The organism is Providencia sp. NPDC089933, from assembly GCF_049545585.1.
GTDB lineage: Bacteria > Pseudomonadota > Gammaproteobacteria > Enterobacterales > Enterobacteriaceae > Providencia > Providencia huashanensis.
In genome coordinates this window covers 646,067-665,288 of sequence record NZ_JBMWDT010000001.1, presented here as the reverse complement: position 1 = coordinate 665,288, position 19,222 = coordinate 646,067, and the positions used below count along the sequence as shown (strand labels likewise).

General features: G+C 37.2%; 12 protein-coding genes. 4 read left to right on the top strand and 8 right to left on the bottom strand.

Annotation, left to right across the window (positions count from 1 at the left end):
- Positions 1–115 precede the first annotated feature (115 nt).
- On the top strand, positions 116–5,005 hold the full coding sequence (locus ACPEH5_RS03330; RefSeq protein WP_281110863.1) for an RHS repeat domain-containing protein: 4,890 nt from the start codon (positions 116–118) through the stop codon (positions 5,003–5,005).
- Between the two features lie 187 nt (positions 5,006–5,192).
- On the opposite strand, the gene ACPEH5_RS03325 is transcribed toward ACPEH5_RS03330, so the two are convergent.
- The 5 genes from ACPEH5_RS03325 to ACPEH5_RS03305 form a co-directional block, all read right to left on the bottom strand.
- Positions 5,193–5,405: a hypothetical protein gene (locus ACPEH5_RS03325; protein ID WP_042843838.1), complete on the bottom strand. Its 213-nt coding sequence runs from the start codon at positions 5,403–5,405 to the stop codon at positions 5,193–5,195.
- Entirely contained in the window at positions 5,398–5,949 is a 552-nt protein-coding gene (locus tag ACPEH5_RS03320) for a PadR family transcriptional regulator (RefSeq protein ID WP_042843839.1), read from the bottom strand. The genes ACPEH5_RS03325 and ACPEH5_RS03320 overlap by 8 nt, the downstream gene beginning before the upstream one ends.
- 231 nt (positions 5,950–6,180) lie before the next feature.
- Complete coding sequence (tyrP, locus tag ACPEH5_RS03315) at positions 6,181–7,329, bottom strand: tyrosine transporter TyrP (RefSeq protein ID WP_230232918.1); 1,149 nt, start codon at positions 7,327–7,329, stop codon at positions 6,181–6,183.
- Between the two features lie 81 nt (positions 7,330–7,410).
- Positions 7,411–9,351 (bottom strand): pyridoxal phosphate-dependent decarboxylase family protein, encoded by a 1,941-nt coding sequence (locus tag ACPEH5_RS03310; RefSeq protein WP_166686519.1) that lies wholly within the window; start codon positions 9,349–9,351, stop codon positions 7,411–7,413.
- Between the two features lie 406 nt (positions 9,352–9,757).
- Positions 9,758–10,768 carry an NAD(P)H-quinone oxidoreductase gene (locus ACPEH5_RS03305; protein ID WP_395346597.1) on the bottom strand — a complete coding sequence of 337 codons (1,011 nt, stop codon included), beginning with the start codon at positions 10,766–10,768 and terminating at the stop codon, positions 9,758–9,760.
- 365 nt (positions 10,769–11,133) lie between these two features.
- Between ACPEH5_RS03305 and ACPEH5_RS03300 the strand changes: the two genes are divergently transcribed.
- Complete coding sequence (locus ACPEH5_RS03300) at positions 11,134–11,889, top strand: FNR family transcription factor (protein WP_042843842.1); 756 nt, start codon at positions 11,134–11,136, stop codon at positions 11,887–11,889.
- Between the two features lie 125 nt (positions 11,890–12,014).
- Complete coding sequence (gene uspE / locus ACPEH5_RS03295; RefSeq protein ID WP_048607154.1) at positions 12,015–12,962, top strand: universal stress protein UspE; 948 nt, start codon at positions 12,015–12,017, stop codon at positions 12,960–12,962.
- Positions 12,963–13,248: 286 nt separating this feature from the next.
- Here the strand turns inward: uspE and ACPEH5_RS03290 are convergent, their stop codons facing one another.
- The 3 genes from ACPEH5_RS03290 to pntA form a co-directional block, all read right to left on the bottom strand.
- The gene (locus ACPEH5_RS03290) at positions 13,249–14,262 is read right to left on the bottom strand and encodes a hypothetical protein (protein ID WP_281110861.1); all 1,014 of its coding nucleotides are present in this window, start codon (positions 14,260–14,262) and stop codon (positions 13,249–13,251) included.
- A 353-nt stretch (positions 14,263–14,615) separates the two neighbouring features.
- Entirely contained in the window at positions 14,616–16,004 is a 1,389-nt protein-coding gene (gene pntB / locus ACPEH5_RS03285) for a Re/Si-specific NAD(P)(+) transhydrogenase subunit beta (protein WP_042844348.1), read from the bottom strand.
- Between the two features lie 13 nt (positions 16,005–16,017).
- Positions 16,018–17,547: a Re/Si-specific NAD(P)(+) transhydrogenase subunit alpha gene (gene pntA, locus ACPEH5_RS03280; RefSeq protein WP_048607149.1), complete on the bottom strand. Its 1,530-nt coding sequence runs from the start codon at positions 17,545–17,547 to the stop codon at positions 16,018–16,020.
- Between the two features lie 385 nt (positions 17,548–17,932).
- On the opposite strand from pntA, the gene ydgH reads away from it, so the two are divergent.
- The gene (ydgH, locus tag ACPEH5_RS03275; RefSeq protein WP_071548056.1) at positions 17,933–18,883 is read left to right on the top strand and encodes a DUF1471 family protein YdgH; all 951 of its coding nucleotides are present in this window, start codon (positions 17,933–17,935) and stop codon (positions 18,881–18,883) included.
- Positions 18,884–19,222 lie beyond the last annotated feature (339 nt).

Sequence of the window (19,222 nt, the reverse complement as noted above, 5' to 3'; positions counted from 1 at the left end):
ATTATTATATTTATTAATTTCTCAGCATTATAAATTATAACGCTTATTATTTTAATAATGTCATAATCAAAAACATCCAACAAAAATCAATAATAAATTAAATGGATAACATTCTATGAATAAATTTTTTTCACAAAGCCAAAATTTCATAAGTGCATTAAAAACAGGAATAGACCCTAGAACCGGTATTTTTTCCTTAAATATCCCTATCGTTAATATTAATTGTAACTATGGCATGGGCCCCGAAATTAACTTATCATTATGCAGTAGTTCATTACAAAATAATAATAGTGGCTTTGGTATGGGCTTCTCATTACCATTAACCACCTATGACAGTAAGAACAAACTACTTCACTTATCATCTGGTGAAAAATATCTTATTAATGATACTGTTGCCAATTTTGAAGTAAAACAAAAAAAGTTAAATAATTTTATTTTTGAACGTTTTGATGATTTTTATAAAATCACCTATAAATCAGGTGTAGTTGAAATATTAGAAGGACCATCTTCGGGAAGTGATATCAAAAATACATTAAAAATCGAAAGTTATGATGGCCATTTTGTTATCCTAAAATGGGCGTTTTTTGGCTTCCCTCACCTTTTAGAAATAAAAGATGAAAATAATGTTTTATTATCGATAGACTACGAAAATTATAATCAGCCTATAATATCAATATACCCCCTATCACTAGAATGCTATAAAATAAAATTAAAAATATTCAATGGACATTTACAGCAACTTATAAAAACAACAGAAAATTATATTTGGCATTTCAGTTATAATGAATATGGTTACATAGAAAAAATAATACATCCTACTGGGTTAGTTGAATCTATTTATTATCAAAGAGACCTCATTAGATTCCCTGAGGATATATACCCTGCACTAATTGCCGCAACTCGCCATACGTTATCCTTCCAAGGAGAACAACCTGATATTGTCACCTCCTATACTTATACAAACACAAATTATTTAGGCTTTGCTAGCGGATTAAATTTCAAATCGGATACTGATAATTTATATTCGCTTTTAACTAATTATACTTATGGGTCTACAGAAATACAGAGAAGTGATGACCTAATTATAGAAACTAAACGGCTCTATAATAACTATCATTTACTGACAAATGAAATTACAACATATCAATCACATAATGGTTCTATTAATATTAATCGTACAGACTATGATTATTACGCCGTTATCGGTCTTCCTTTTGATAAGCAACCCCCTCAATTTCAATTCGTTAACAAAAAAACTATCACATGGGAAAATCAACAAGGTCAAAAACGACAAGATGTTTATCAATCCGAATTTGACGAACATGGCAACCCTACATTAGAAATACATCCCGATGGTACGCGAATCATTATGCAATGGTATTCAGCAGAAGAAAGTAGCGATACCAATAATAATTTATTGTGCCCTCGCGAAAAAAATGGATTTGTCCGCTTCATGAAATCCAAAATAGTAATACCTAACCAAACTGATTATCAAACACCGACTACATCAACATATTATTCCTACAGCTACCTAGAAAATACCGAGATAATTATTTTACACCAAGAACAATATTATGCAGATAATCGTTTATTGCAAAAACGTATTTTTGAATTTTGTAGCCAGAGAAATGGTATAGAATATGGTAGAATAACAGCTAGTTATAATATTTTTTATCAAGATGGGGAAAACTCAACCCACTTCGATTCAAAACAATCTATTAGCACTTCTATACAAAACCAGCAAATAGTTCAAAAAAATCAATTTCAAGGGCATGATGGTTGCCAATTAGCAACAATGAAAAAACTATCAATGCTGAGTTTATGTTTGCTGAGTGAAATAAATAGGTTAGGCATTCAAACTAATTATACTTATGACCAGATTGGCCGGATATTGAGCCAAACTGAAGCTGTGGGTTCCGCCTATGAGCGAACAATATATTGGCATTATAAAATCACTCATTTAGGCCCTATTACTTATGAAAAAGACTCATATGGTAATCAAGCAAAAATACTCTTCAATAGTTTAGGTTACCCTATAAAACAATATCAATTTGATAATGATGGAACCCAAGAATGGTACGAGGTAAAGCATCAGAAATATGGGCCATTAGGTAACCTACAAGCAACAACAGAACAAGATACCCAATTTTCTGATAGAAAACAGCAGTGCTATACCATAAATACAACCTATAAAAGAGACTCATGGGGTGAAATTACTACGACAAGGCTTAATAATAATTTTGAAACACACCGAATAGTTGACCCAATCTTATTAACCGAAACACATACTCAGCAAGGTTGGTTAAACGGCCAACATCTACAAAGTGGCCAGTGGATGACTATTCTTAATAAGAAAAATCAATTGCCCAAACTCACACTACGTATTGATTCGAATAGTGAAATTATTGCCTCTCAACAACACTTTTGGGACGGTTCAGGGCGTTTACGTAAACAAATTGATGAGTTAGGCAATCCTATTGAATGGACCTATGATGTGTATGGTCGTGTTCTTAGCCAAACATTACCTGATGGCACAGTAATTGAACAAACATATGTCCCATATTTAATGGGAAAAGAAGTTTCATCCATTCAAGTAACTGATATCAATGGCCATTGCTGGGTTCTAGGAAGCCAAGAATTTGACAGTTTAGGCCGTTTAACCCTACAAGAAAGCGGCAAACGAGTCACAACCTACCAATATGATAACGCATCCCCCTCGCCTTCATTCATCACATTACCTTCAGGAGAAACCGTACATTATGAGTATATCCCTGAATTAAATAATGCCATAAATAAGGTCAATGTATGTGGCGTCACTCAGGAGTTTGAATATGATTTAGCCACCGCAGAACTGTTACATTCTACAGAAAAAGACACAAAAGTGAGCAATCAATGGAATAATTCAGGCACATTGAAACGAGAAACAATGATTTTATCGGGTGTAACTAAGCAGACTGAATATCAATGGACATTGCAAGGAAAGCCCGTGTCATACCATGATATTACAGGGGCAAAAACAGACTATCAACGAGATAAATATGGTCGATTAAGTCGAATTTTTGATAGTGCTCTGATAACTGATTTTACCTATGATGCGCTGGGTCGTTTAATTACGCAAATAGTAACTGATAATTCTACCCATGCTTTTATACTCACCACATTCACTTACAATGAGTTTAATCAGGAAATTAGACGGAGTATCACCGATAACCAAGGTTCTCAATTGGTTATTCAAAGTATATGGCTAAAAAATGGCTTACTATCATCCAAACATACGACATTGGATAATAAGCCCGTAAAAAATGAAAAATATCGCTATGATAAACGTAATCGTTTAATAGGTTACTCTTTTGAAGGTAATGAGCACCCTATAGACTGCTATGGGCAATCAGTTAGACAGCAATTCTATGATTACGACCCATTAAATAACCTTATTCAGGTACGCACCGTACTAAAAAACCACGAAGTGGATATTGCCCTGCACCATTACAATAATAAAGATGACCCTACACAATTAACCGCCATATCTCATTCACACCGTAATTACCCTGCGAATATTCCACTTGAGTATGATAAATGTGGTCGTCTGATACTAGATAATGCAGGTAGGACATTACACTATGACCCTCTAGGGCGGCTTATTCGCGTTAATGGGCTAGAAAATAGCAAATATGGCTACAATGCTCTAAATCAAATTGTGAGCCAAACCGTCAAAAATAATCAAAATCATCAACTCTATTACCGCGCCGACGAGCTAGTTAATGAAATCACCACAGAAAAAAACAACAAAATTCGTTTAATAAAAGCAGGTCATACTTGCTTAGCTGTTGGATGTAATACTGAACTAACCTTAATGGCGAATGAATATAATGACAATTTAATATGGTCTTTAAATACAAACAATAAGCTGAGCCAGTCCCACTCTAGGTTGCCATATGGCGAAGATAAAACAACAGAACATTTTCTTGGCTTAAATGGTGAGCGAATTGACCCAATTACAGGTGTTTATCACCTAGGCAATGGTTATCGTGCATATAACCCATGCCTAATGCGCTTTCATTGCCCTGATAGTTTGAGCCCTTTTGGCAAAGGGGGGATAAATCCCTATGCCTATTGTGCCGGAGACCCGATAAACCGGATTGACCCATCAGGGCACTTTAGTCTTAAAGCAATGAGTGGGTTAGCGATTGGGGCATTAGGGATAATTTTCTCTGGTGTAACATTTGGTGCATCATTAGCAGCCTCTGGCGCCATCATGGCAAGTATTACACTAATATTAAGTGTTGCCTCAGATGCTACGGGGATCGCTAGCATGTTAACTCGGAAAAGTGACCCCCAAGCTTCAAGTATCTTAGGCTGGGCATCTCTTGCACTGGGTATTGCCAGCATAGGTACTAGTGTAAGTAGCCTTAAGCTCAATTCCAATAGGCTATTTTCTATACTAACAAACAAAAATAGCTCACCTCTCAGTACAAAATTAACAACCTTTGGTGGCAAAATGGAAGGGATGGTCCCTATGGGGAAAGATTTTTATTTTTTTGAAGATATCTATCATAATGAAAAGCGACTAAATATTGTTGCACATGGAATAAAACAACAAAACGGTACCGCACTACTCTACAGAAGCGCTCAAAATCATATGACCCCAAATGAATTGTATGAAATATTATCAAAAAGAAAAGACTTATCTAATTATACCAATATACGCACAATTATGTGCCACTCAGGAAATGGAGGAGAGCAGTCATTTGCAAAACAGTTAGCTAGGTTAACCAATAAACCCGTAAAAGCGTACTTAGGGCCCGTAACTGGAAATTTTGAAACCGAGGAAGTCAATAAAATTTTGCTGGGTGCGACGCGGCGTTATGGAGACGAGGGGCTCGAATATATGGTTAATCTATTTTCCCAAAAATATGAATTTCAAATAAGAAAAACCAATCCTTATTCGATTTTTTCATCGGAATATTTTTCCTATAAATATGACCCAATAAAATTTAACCCATAAAGGTAACAACATCATTATACTGATGGCACAAGCTCAATACCTTTTTCATTAGCAGGACAGTACCCATCTTTGTTATACAACCGCTGTCCTCTGGAGTTTTTTATTGGTTTATCAATAAAATAAGTTACCCTATCAATAATTATTTATAAAATACTTTTTTTAATAGCCTAAATACTAAACAAGCTTTTTAGTATTTTAATTTTTGTTTTTTATTTTTTGCACGTTTAAAATAAGAAGTTGGCACACTAGGGCAAACGACTTCTTTGAATTTTACGTCTTTATTTGAAGGTTGTATTGCTTCACCGTCAGCGGGTGTTGAGGCTTTATTCTTCTGTGTTTTGTTAGTATCTTTCATATATGATTGCTCATTCACTTGTATAATATCATTTGTTTTAGCCATTTGATTTTCCTTCTGTCACTAATACTGCATTCACTTGTTCTATTCTTTCTACTGCTCGATTGATGATCTCAACCACTTTAGTCGATTCATCCTTCGTCAATTGTTGAAGAACAATTTTATGCCTTAACAATGATTTAAATTTATCTACTGCACATTCAATTTCATTAGCAAACTGATTTCCGGCTTTCAATTCCTGTGCATATTTTAATTTTAGCTGAACTTCAGCTAAAATCTCAGCTTTGAGCAATAAAAAACACCGCCCTTCAGGTGTGATCACATAGCATTTACGGCCTTTCCCGTTATCTTTACCCTCTGTGATAAAACCTAATTCTTCTAACAAAGTCAAAGTTGGATATATCACCCCTGGGCTTGGGCAATAAAAACCAGCGGTTTCTTCCCCAATTTTTTTAATTAGGTCATAACCATAGTTTATTCCCCCTGTCAGTAAATGTAAGATATATATCCTCAACTGTTTTGGGTTGAACATGCGACTGACACTTTTGCCATTACATAAGCATGACCCTGACTGCGGTTCCCTTATCATTAAAACTCTCAGTGGTTATTCGCTATCAAAACCGATATATCTAACATAATAGCCATTTTTACAGAAAATGCTAGCTTTAGATATATCGGTTTTTCTCATATCGTGCTAATGATAATCATTCGTATATAAATCATACCAGCAATGTCGAGATAATATAGTGAAAAAATGCGATAAACTGACGATGAAGAAACCAGCCATTAAAATATGACTGGTTTACAATAAGAATGGTAATTAGCCTATATTAGGTAATATATTGAAAACTATACCTAACTGAACACCTATAACGATAATACCACAAATGAATACCAGTGATAACCCTAACCCGCCACCTAAGACTTGATACTTACGTTGATTTAATGCTCTGGATTTAAACGCCATCGCACTAGGTAATAACAACGCCAATATTGAAAGTGCTATCGCGGCATAGCCTAACGCCATCACAAACCCTTTCGGATAGAACAAGGCAAAAACTAGTGGTGGAGCAAAAGTCAGTATTCCGGTTTGTAAACGCCCTGATGCGTTATCTTGCCGTTTGAACAAATCCGCTAAGAAATCAAATAACCCTAATGCAACACCGAGGAATGACGTTGCTAAAGCGAGACTCATAAACATTTGAGCAACCAGTTCGGTTCTTTCAGATTGCGCTACATTTTTAATAGCATCTAACAGCCCGTTTAACCCTGCATTTTCAGCAAGAATACCCACGAAGGTCGTTGTACCTATACTTCCAAGAGTTGCTATTTGCCATAATATATAAGCGATTAAAGGAATAGCACTACCAATGATAAATATGATCCGTAATTTTTTTACGTCTCCTCCCATATATTTAACAATACTAGGCACACTACCATGGAAGCCAAAAGAGGTAAAAAATACCGGAATAGCAGATAATATCAGTACCTTTTCAGTCGGCGCCGACAGCAAATTTTGCTGTTCTACATGTGGTATCATTAACGCCAAAATAATCACTAAAAATACAATTTTTGCTGTAAACAATATACGGTTAATAAAATCTACCGATGACGTGCCAAAACAAACTACCCCGCCGCCGATTACTGTGAATAGCACGATCCCCATCCAATCAGCCATTTCAATGGCCAAACTGCTGTTTAAATTTGATGTGATAATTTCCCCTGCACCACTAACGTAAGCTGCTGTCAGAGCATACATCAGAAACATCATGCTAAAACCGGTAATAAACTTACCGCCTGAACCTAAATAGCGCTGAGCAACACTCCCGATCCCCGTTTCATGGGATTCATGTTGATAAACTTCAACCAATAATAATGCGGTGTAACACATCAATGCCCATAACACTAATAGCATGGCTAAACTGGCCATAAAACCATTGCCAGCGGCTGCAATTGGCATAGCCAACATACCTGCGCCAATCGTAGTACCTGCAACAATAAAAACACTACCAAGCGTGCGATTTTTCATATTGAGATCCTAGCAAGTCAATTAAACACTAATTTTATAATTGGAATGATTGAGTTTATTTTCTTCATCAACGAGTTGTTGTAGCTTGTCTGCAAAGATATTTTTTAATTCCGCCCAGTAATTATCGAAATGCCCTTTATCTCGTAAACAGTGAGTCATAACTGCCGCCCTTAATACATATACTGAACGGACCTTCTGCCACTCTTCATCTGAAAAATGTGCGTCTCGGCATAGTTTTAACGGAGTATCTCCATATTCTTCATGAGTTAACGAAGTTGAGGATGTTAGAAAATCATTAGAATAAGTGCGCCCTGAAGCATACGAACACAGCTCATATAACCGTTTATTTAATTGGTTTTGCTTTTCTAATGATGTGTTGCCTGATTCGCGGAACATAAAATTCACCATGTGGAAATCAGGTGCGGGCATTGCAGCAATTGAAAATTGACGGTCGCCAATAATAAATGGCTCACATTGGTTAATTTCCTGAATTATCCAATGAGCCGTCGTTACTCCTGCCGCGATCACCTTCCCATAGCCTAAAAGATTTAGCGGCACTAAACGATGTGCCGCCCATACCGCAGCTGCGGTTGCCCCAGATTTTGAACCTTCCATAATAGAAGAGCCAAGCAACACATTCTGTACTTTGTCCGTTTTACGCTGTTTTTCTTGTACTTCCTCAAATACATAAGCAGCATGATAAGAAATCAAATCGACAATGCGCTTATCTTTCATACAAATAGCGCCAGCTGAATAAGGAATGAAACCAACTTTATGCGGGTCAACAGTAATAGAGTCGGCTTGGTTTAGTGCTTTAAAACTCTCGTATACCTCAGGCTTCGGCCAAACGATCTCTTTAGGGAATATTCCTTCACTATGATAGCGTTTAATTAGTGCATCATAATCAATGAATTGGTTATTTTCATCACGGAACATTGCACAAGCATACCCCGCATAAGCTGCATCAATATGCACATAAAATGAAACCCCGAAACGCTGTTCGCATTCCTCACGTAACTTAATGACTTCTTTAATGTTATCAATTGATCCGGTTTCTGTTGTACCCACAACAGCAACCACAGCAAGGATCGGTTCACCCCGCTCTATCAATGAAAAGACCGTTTCACGCATTTTTTGTACATCAGTTCGGTAACTTTCATCGACGGGTAACTGGACGATGTTCTGTTGACCTAAACCAAGAATATCCATCGCTTTCATCCATGAATAATGCTTGGATTGCGGCACTAATAATTTACCTAATTTTCCTTGCTCAATACCAACACCACGGCACGTTAAATCACGAACCTCTTCAAAAATGTGGCGTTTTTTTAATTCATCAATTAAGTCCAATATTTTACTAACCGGCAAATTCAGTAATTCTTTTTCTGATTTACCATTCAGTAAATGTTGTGCTTCTGGGTGTTGCGCAACAGCTAATGGTAACGTTTTGATGTTTCGTGCCACCCATAACCCTTCATAATTGGCCACCGTACCACCAGAGGTAATATGCCCCCAAGCTTGTTGTACGTCATAGCCAAACATAGCGCATAAATCTAAACCAGCTTCTACTTCTAATACCGTTGTTGTAGGTGAAGATTCTTGTGCACAGTTATTGGGGTTGTACATCATCGCCATCACATAAGCGAGATTAGAGATCATCAGTGTATCGGCATTCATATGCCCCATATAACGGGGTGAAAACCAAGGAACAGATGTTGTTTTTAGCTTTGAAGAGAGTTGGTTAAGAATACCCTCGGTACGGTATAATGTATCCCTATATTCAGGGGCATACCGGTCAACAGTAGAGATAAGGTCAGGGTCTTCAGGGTGGTATCCTGAACGCCAATGCATGTGCTCTGTGATGGAATACTCCATCATCTCTTTGAAAAACACCGCATTTTCTGATTTAGGGCCTAAGAACAAGGCATCGACATTCATTTTTGAATTTTTAAAATTATTCATTATTACTACACCTTCAAACTACAAATAACTTACGTTAATTGTCTTTAAGTTAATTAACTTAATATCATTGGAAAGTGCATAACGGGCTGTGTGTTTAAAAGACATCAATATGTTAATGATATACATTTTTTAAATATCATTTAACAAGAAAATATTGATAGACAAACCGTTAATGGCCAACTTATCTATAGATATAATCTATTCCTATTAAATTATTAATAAACTAATAAGAATTTCGTTCGAAATTGTGGGCGGGGACAAAAAATCAATAATTATTTAGCTGTAAAGAGATATTTACGGTAAAAAGACTTGATAGTGTAAATTATTTGTTATAAATGACAAGTGCTTTCACTACTAGCACATGCCATCAGCCAGTAGTGAAAACGCCAAGAAAAAAAACAAATAATTAATTGTTTAATAAAACTATTTTACCCAGCAAATCACCAGATTCCATATGTTGATGGGCTTCTTTTACCTGTGTCAATTGGTACACTTTGTTAATAATTGGTTTTATTTTACCTTTTTGCAACATATCCCAAACTTGTGTTTTAAGATCTGTTGCAATCAATGCTTTTTCTTCAGTTGAACGGGAACGCATTGTTGAACCTGTATGAACTAATCGTTTTACCATTAACGGCATCATATTTAATTGTTTAGGGTTACCTTTCATCATGCCAATTTGAATAATCCGGCCAAATTTAGCGGCTACCTGATAGTTTTTCTCGACATAATCACCGCCTATAATATCCACCACCATATCAACCCCTCGTGATAAGGTGTAATTTAAAGCCGCTTCAACAAAATCATCGGTTTTATAATTAATGACACAATCAGCTCCTAGCTTTTTGGCTGCGTCAACTTTTTCTTCTGAACCAACAGTGGTGATCACAACTGCACCAAATGCTTTCGCTAACATAATCGCAACACTACCAATGCCGGATGTTCCTCCATGAATAAGTACCGATTCATCTTTTTTTAACTTACCAATTTGGAACACATTGGCCCAAACTGTGAAAAAGTTTTCTGGAATGCAGGCGCCTTCAATAAAAGATAATGAACCTAGCGGCAACGCTATGTCCTTATGTACTAAGCAATATTGCGCATACCCTCCACCTGCGACTAATGCACAAAGCTTATCGCCTAATTGCCACTCATCAACGTCATCAGCTTTAGCTACAACAGTTCCAGCAACTTCGAGCCCCATAATTGACGATGCATCTGGAGGCGGTGGATAAGCCCCTTTTCTTTGAAAAATATCCGGTCGATTAACCCCTGCGGCCTCGACTTTTACTAACATATAACCTGCAGAAATTCTTGGTAGTGGTTTTTCTATTAATTGCAATTTTTCAGGCCCACCAGGTTCTATAATGTCAACAGCGGTCATTGTCGTCGGTAAAGATGGTTGAGCGTGTATCATCATAATCTCCCTTCTTAAAGTTAAGTTGAAAAATTGATATTTATAAATTTATTTTTGTGTTAAATTAATGCTAATTAGTTTAGTATTTATAGCTTGAAAGTCATATTTCTAAGTAATTATTATCGAAGTGATAGCAATCACCTTTTTTACTGTTTAGAGGTCAAAATTTAATCTACATCAAATTTAATCTTTAATAATCTTCTTTAATTTAGCATTAACGTCTAAATACGCTAACAATTAGCTCCTCTCTAATTGGCTTTTTTATCTATTAAGTCGATTCTGTCATACATTACTACTTACCAGTCTCATTATCTTATGTTAAAATTGACGCATATCAATAATTTTAACTTGATTGAGCCTTAAATATGATCCCAGAAAAAAGAGTTGTTCGTCGCATCCAGTCTGGTGGTTGTGCTATTCATTGTCAGGACTGCAGTATTAGCCAACTTTGCATTCCTTTTACACTGAATGAACATGAACTGGATCAACTTGATAATATCATCGAGCGCAAAAAGCCTATCCAAAAAGGCCAAGCTTTATTTAAAGCTGGTGATGAGTTGCGCTCATTATATGCCATTCGCTCCGGTACAATAAAAAGCTACACAATAACTGAGGAAGGCGATGAGCAAATTACCGGTTTCCACTTAGCTGGTGACCTTGTTGGTTTTGATGCCATTATTCATACACAGCACCCAAGTTTTGCACAAGCACTTGAAACCTCAATGGTTTGTGAAATCCCATTTGAAACATTAGATGACTTATCAGGCAAAATGCCTAATTTACGTCAACAAATTATGCGATTAATGAGCGGTGAAATTAAAGGTGATCAGGAAATGATCCTTTTACTGTCCAAGAAAAATGCTGAAGAACGATTAGCTGCATTTATTCTTAATTTATCTCATCGTTTTGCAGAGCGTGGTTTTTCACCAAGAGAATTTAGGCTAACCATGACTCGTGGTGATATTGGTAATTATCTCGGTCTAACCGTTGAAACTATTAGCCGTCTTTTAGGTCGTTTTCAAAAAAGTGGTATGCTTAGCGTCAAAGGCAAGTACATTACTATTGAAGATATGACGAAGCTAACTGATATTGCAGGTAAAGTTACAGCTATTACATGCTAACCATCCTAAACGGATCACATTCTTAGTGGTCCGTTTTCGTTTTTTTTCCCAGATTTCTTGCCTATTTAATGCCAATATCATAGTTTATCTATGTGGAAGTATCCGTATATCGAGAGGATTTCAATATGGCAAACTATAAAAACCTGCTAGTTGCAATTGACCCAAATCAGGATGATCAACCTGCATTAAGACGTGCTGTCTACATCGTGCAGCGTAATGGTGGACGGATAAAAGCGTTTCTTCCTATCTATGATCTTTCCTATGATATGACAACATTACTCTCCCCTGAAGAGCGTAATGCAATGCGTAAAGGGGTCATTAGCCAAAAAGCGGCCTGGATTAAACAACAAGCCCATTTTTACCTTGAAGCTGGGATTGATATTGAAATTAAAGTTATTTGGCATAACAAGCCATATGAGGCCATTATCCAAGAGGTTATTAGTGGAGAACACGACCTGCTACTGAAAATGGCACATCAAACCGACAATTTTGAATCAATAATTTTTACCCCACTCGACTGGCATCTACTTCGTAAATGCCCTGCGCCAGTTTGGATGGTAAAAGATAAAGTTTGGCCTGATCATGGCTCAGTTGTAGTGGCCGTAAACTTATCAAATGAAGAATCCTACCACGACGATCTCAATATTAAACTGGTTGAAAAAACTCGGGATTTAGCAACCCGTATCATTAAAGAACAAGAGATTCATTTAGTGAGCGCGTACCCTGTTGCACCGATGAATATCGCCATCGAGCTGCCGGATTTCGACCCTAGCCTATACAATAACGCTCTTCGAGGCCAACACCTAATCGCGATGAAGGAATTACGCCAAAAGTTTGCTATCGATGAAAAATACACTCATGTCCGTGAAGGGCTACCTGAAAAAATAATTCCCGATATGTGTGAAGAACTACACGCCGGTGTAGTTGTATTGGGGATTTTAGGCCGTACAGGGATTTCTGCTGCCTTTTTAGGTAATACAGCTGAGCATGTGATTGATAAACTCAAATGTGACTTATTAGCCATAAAACCGGATGGCTTTGTATGTCCTATCAGTGCAGCTGATGATGATTGATTTCACTTCCCCCCATTTTTAATGGGGGGTTCCTATTAACACTTATTTCTACATTAAATAGCGGCCAAGGTTTCATCGGGTTGTAAATGACTTGATTAAACCTATCAAGCTCTACCTCATCTCAGGCTTATATTGTAAAACCATCTTTCAATATTTTGTCGTCATCAGTAGTAAATTATCCCCCTGTAAAACAGGGGGAATAATAAAGATGTAAAAGCAATTTAAATAAGCTAAAACCATCATAAAAAATACAATTTGCTCAAAGTTGAGCAGATTTGGAAATATTTTACATAGAAATTTTCACAAATAAAGGAGCGGATTTTATAGTATTATTGATTTCCTCTGTTTTAGCATAAGCCACATCAGCATCAGTTGTATTAAAAATCACAACACAATCAATTAATTTATTCTCTAAAAAACCAATGAAATCATTTTTATTCACTACGCCAAACGTGATGTTATTATCCAAACCTGAAATAACTTTATTGCTATTTTCATAATTATCTATATCCTTAACAACCTTATTAGCCAAATTAATATATGATGTTTTCAGATTAAATACTTTTTTTCTGGTATCTAAAGTTCGATTATGCTCTACTCGCTCAAACTCAGTCATTTCTTTACTATTTAATTCTTCATTTAATCTACTAATATTAGCATTTAATTCCACCATATCTCTTTCAAAATTACTTATATGTCTAAGATGATTTGGCCCAGTATATTCCCCATTTTTTTCATAGTTATTTATCGCGGAATAATTTTTGTTAGCCTTATACAATAATTCCCCATGCTTACGGTAAAGAAGTGTAGCTTCAAGCTCCACATTGATTAAATACCTTTGAACATCATGAGGTAGGTCAGGCAATATTTTTCGTAATTCACTCCCTATTGCAGGGATATTATCGAACTTATCGAACATCCCTTTTAGCTTTGTAGAACGTTCCAAAATTGAAGTAGCAGCCTTTTTTCGAGAGCCTGGATTATCAATATAACCTCTTATTTCAGATATTAATTTATTATGAGTATCTATGCTACCATTTAATTCATTATAATGATTATCAATCTGTTCAAGATACTCCTTAACTAATCTATATTCTTCAGGCTTAAGTATTTTACTCTTTCCTTGGAGGTCTACCTTCAAGATACGTTGGCGTTCTGGCTCATTTTTTGCCATATATTTTTCATATAGCTCAGTTATTTCTCGCACATATGAAATATTATTATTTGTAGAAATTATGGAACATTCTAAATCAATAATATAATTAGCCTGAGTAGCTTTATCAAACATAGCATTTTTCATTTTAAAACTCCGTTTTAAGAAAATAAAAAAGTAAGAGCAGGAAAAACAATAATACATTAAATACCCAAAAACAAATTTAATATTCGTATATTACGCACATTAAAATAACAATAAAAAAATACCATTATCACAATGAATGATTATTTCAAATAGATAATAAGACATTTGATGATGTATGATTTTATTTTCCATCTAAACTTTAAAGTTAAATAATGTATATAATACCTTATTTAATAAAGCCATATCCAGTTTTATGCTTAATATATTAACAAGGCTTAACACCATAAAAGTGGGGCTACTGGTATCGACCAATAGCCCCATCATATTAATTAAACACTTTAATTATTTAGTAGTTATAGTGCACGTAAGATGGCATCAACGCTATCTTTCGCATCACCAAATAACATTTGGGTATTTTCTTTAAAGAATAATGGGTTTTGTACACCGGCATAACCTGTATTCATCGAACGCTTGAATACAATGACATTACTCGCTTTCCAAACCTCAAGCACTGGCATCCCAGCTATTGGGCTATTTGGGTCCTCTTGTGCCGCAGGGTTAACTGTATCGTTAGCACCAATAACTAGCACAGTATCGGTATCAGAAAAATCGTCATTAATTTCATCCATTTCTAATACGACATCGTAAGGAACTTTCGCTTCCGCCAATAATACGTTCATATGCCCTGGTAAGCGCCCAGCAACTGGGTGGATACCAAAACGAACTTTGACCCCACGTTCCCGCAACTTAGTGGTAATATCAGCAACAGGATATTGAGCTTGCGCCACAGCCATACCATAACCCGGAGTGATGATCACTGATGTTGAGTTTTTTAGCATTTCAGCGACTTCTTCCGCTGACGTTTCACGATACTCGCCCATCTCTTCTTCAGAGCCAGTCGATGACCCATCGGTACCAAACCCCCCCGCAATAACACTAATAAATGAGCGGTTCATTGCCTTACACATAATATAAGACAGAATTGCACCTGAGGAACCAACCAATGCACCAGTTACGATCAGTAAGTCATTACTTAACATAAAGCCTGCCGCCGCTGCTGCCCAACCTGAGTATGAGTTAAGCATCGAAACAACGACTGGCATATCAGCACCACCAATAGAGGCGACCAAGTGCCAACCAAAAGCTAATGCGATCACAGTCATGATTAACATTAAGAACACTTGTAAACCAACGCTTTGGGTCTTAACGAAAATCACTAACAAAATAAATGAAACAACCAGTGCCGCTAAGTTAAGTTTATGTCTATTTGGCAACATCATCGGTTTAGATGACATTTTGCCTGACAACTTGCCGTAAGCCACAACCGAGCCCGTAAAGGTCACCGCACCAATAAAGATACCTAAGAAAACCTCAGTTAAATGAATATTTTCCATTACGACATCAGCATGTGCTTCACTTGCGATAAAGCTATTGAAACCGACTAGTACAGCAGCTAAACCAACAAAGCTATGTAAAATAGCCACCAGTTCAGGCATTTCCGTCATTTCAACTTTTTTTGCTAAACGGACTCCAATCACGGCACCAATCACCATGGCCACGATCATCCAGCCCACATTTGCGCTATGGGGACCTAATATGGTAGCAACGAGTGCGATAGCCATCCCCACGATGCCATAAGTGTTCCCTCTTTGAGAACTTTCATGGCGCGATAGCCCCGCAAGGCTAAAAATAAATAGGATAGCAGCAACAATGTAAGCCGCTGTCACAATTCCACTTGACAACATAAGTTACCCCTTATCCTTTACGAAACATTTTTAACATGCGTTGAGTTACTGTGAACCCACCGAAAATATTGATACTTGCTATCAATATGGCAATAAAGGATAAGAAGCTTACCCAGCCACCACTCCCTATTTGGAGTAAGGCACCGACAACAATAATCCCTGAGATTGCATTCGTGACTGACATTAATGGTGTATGTAATGCATGAGTCACATTCCAAACCACGTAATAACCTACAACACAAGCAAGTGCAAATACCGTGAAGTGTGATAAAAACTCTTTTGGCGCTGAATTGGCAAACCAACCAAATAATACAATTGCTAATGCCATCAAGCCATATTTCACCACTGGCGACATCTTTTTCTCAGGCGCTTTAACCTTTTCAACTGGTTGCGGCTTCGCCTGCGGTTGAGCAGATACCTGAATTGGAGGTGCTGGCCAAGTGATTTCCCCTTGTTTGATCACCGTTACACCACGAATAACGAGGTCGTCGAAATCGATATCAATTTCACCATTTTTATCTTTACACAATAATTTCATTAAGTTAACAAGGTTAGTACCATATAACTGTGATGATTGTGTTGGTAGGCGGCTTGGTAAATCTGTGTAACCAATAATTTTCACACCATTATCGGTAACAACTAGCTTATCAGCTTGAGTTAACTCACAGTTCCCCCCCGTTTGTGCGGCTAAATCCACAACCACACTTCCCGGCTTCATTGATTCGACCATTTCTTTAGTAATCAATTTAGGAGCAGGTTTTCCAGGGATCAGAGCAGTAGTGACAATAATATCCACGTCTTTAGCTTGAGCCGCGAATAATTCCATCTCAGCCTTGATAAAGGCTTCTGACATCACTTTCGCATAACCATCGCCGCTTCCAGCTTCTTCTTTAAAGTCCAATTCAAGGAACTCAGCGCCCATACTTTGGACTTGCTCTTTCACCTCTGGGCGAGTGTCGAATGCACGAACAATCGCACCAAGGCTGCCAGCCGCGCCAATAGCCGCAAGCCCAGCAACCCCAGCCCCGATGACCATGACTTTTGCTGGCGGAACCTTACCTGCTGCGGTAATTTGACCAGTAAAAAAGCGACCAAATTCATGGGCAGCTTCAACAATCGCACGATAACCGGCAATATTTGCCATTGAGCTTAGCGCATCAAGTGATTGTGCTCTTGAAATACGAGGGACTGCATCCATAGCCATCACATTAATATTACGCGCTTGTAGAGCATCCATTAGCGCAGCATTTTGAGCTGGCCAAATAAAGCTCACCAGTGTCGCTCCCTCTTTTAATAACGGTATTTCATCTTCCAGTGGAGCGTTGACTTTAAAAACAATATCAGCTGCAAATGCAGTGTCACGATCAACTATTTCTGCACCTACCTGCTCGTATGCTACATCATCAAAACTCGCTAAGTGCCCTGCGTCTTGTTCTACACAGACAGAAAAACCCAACTTTACTAGTTGAGTCACTGTTGAAGGTGTAGCAGCAACACGCGCTTCATTGGCAAGTCGTTCTCTTGGTATACCAATACGCATAATGTTCCCTTTTTAAAGCCTAAAGTAATGTTGTTGATTGAATGTTTGCTAAAATAATGACCATCATCACAGAGAAAAGTCTTATTTTGTGTATAAACAGATTTTTAATGTTCTAATAACCTACTGAAAATATGCTTCTTGATCCATAATTGATCACGATTCTTAGACAGTAAATGGAATTCGCAGTGAAAATCTTAGTTTTAGGTCAATAAAATACTGGATACTTTAAAAAATCTGGTAAATTTAACTAGTCAATAATTATTTATTTCTTATAAAAAGAAAATCATGAGACAACAGGTTCAGTTACGTGTAATAATCACGTACATGTGATACAACTAAGATTCAGCACTTTTATAATAAATTGCGCAAGGCGGAAGGATTTTGTATGAAGCTGAAAACTACGGTCATCGCAGCCGCGGTGTTATCATTAACTAGTATAACTGCTACTCAGGCGGCTGTTGAATTGACGCCAAAACAGGCTACTGAATTAAAACCTTATGAGCGTATAACAGTTACCGGGCGCTTTAATGCTATCTATGAAGCATCCGATGCAGTCTCCCGTAGGGCTGATAAAATGGGGGCGTATGCCTTTTACATTCAAAGCCTTGATGATGTAGGTGATAGCGGCAACATGCGTGTTGTTGCGGATGTCTACGCGAAAGATGCACCTAAAGTCGACGAACCAAAACGTCGTGTCTTTGGCGGTGTTGAAGAAATGACTAAAACTGACGCTGCACAGTACGAACCTTTCGATACTGTTACAGTTAGCGGTTTTTACCCTTCTCAACCTGACCTTTACGAAGCTATTGCAAAAAAAGCGCTCGAAAAGAATGCAGCATCATTCTATGTCGTACGTAATATTGCAATGAACGATGGTGGTAATACCTTAGCAACCGCGTACATCTATAAAAAAGATGCACCAAAACGGCAAGTTCTCAATGAAGATGCTGTTGTTCCCGCTGATTCAGATGCAGGTCGAGCGCTGCTCGCTGAAGGTGGTGAAGCGGCTAAAAAGGTAAGAATACCTGGTGTTGCTTCATCCGAAGAACCCACAACAGCGGTAGGTCGTTTCTTTGAAACTTCTAGCAGCCAACCTGGTCGAACAAGTGTAACACTACCAAGTGGCTATGTAATTGAAGAAGTCAATAAAACAGCTGCTGCACAAATGGTTCCATTTGATTCAATCACCTTCTCTGGTTACTACACAAATACACCAGAAGTACGTTATCAAATTGCAAAACGTGCTGAAGCGAAAGGTGCCAAATATTTCCATATTACAAGAGAATGGCAATCTAACGGTGGAAGTGTCACCATTAGTGCCGATTTATTTAAGTAATAAATAACGTCTCTAAAAAACCAGTCTAATTATCTAGGCTGGTTTTTTTATTTTAATAACTCAAAATGCTTGGAACCCCATCTTTACCTCTTTCTTCTGATACTTTTTCATCATTAACATAAAAGTGAATAAATCATCCAATAAAATGCATACTTTCCCATTGCATATCGGCCATTTCATTCGTAGAATCCCACAACTTAAATTACGGCAGTCAAAGTCACTAGATTATTTAAACCTGCCAGTTAAACTCATTACTGCAATGACGTTTTAACGTCATTTTAACTTTTGATTGCTAAACACTCAGGATTTACTTTGAAAAATACATTGAGCCTTACTGCA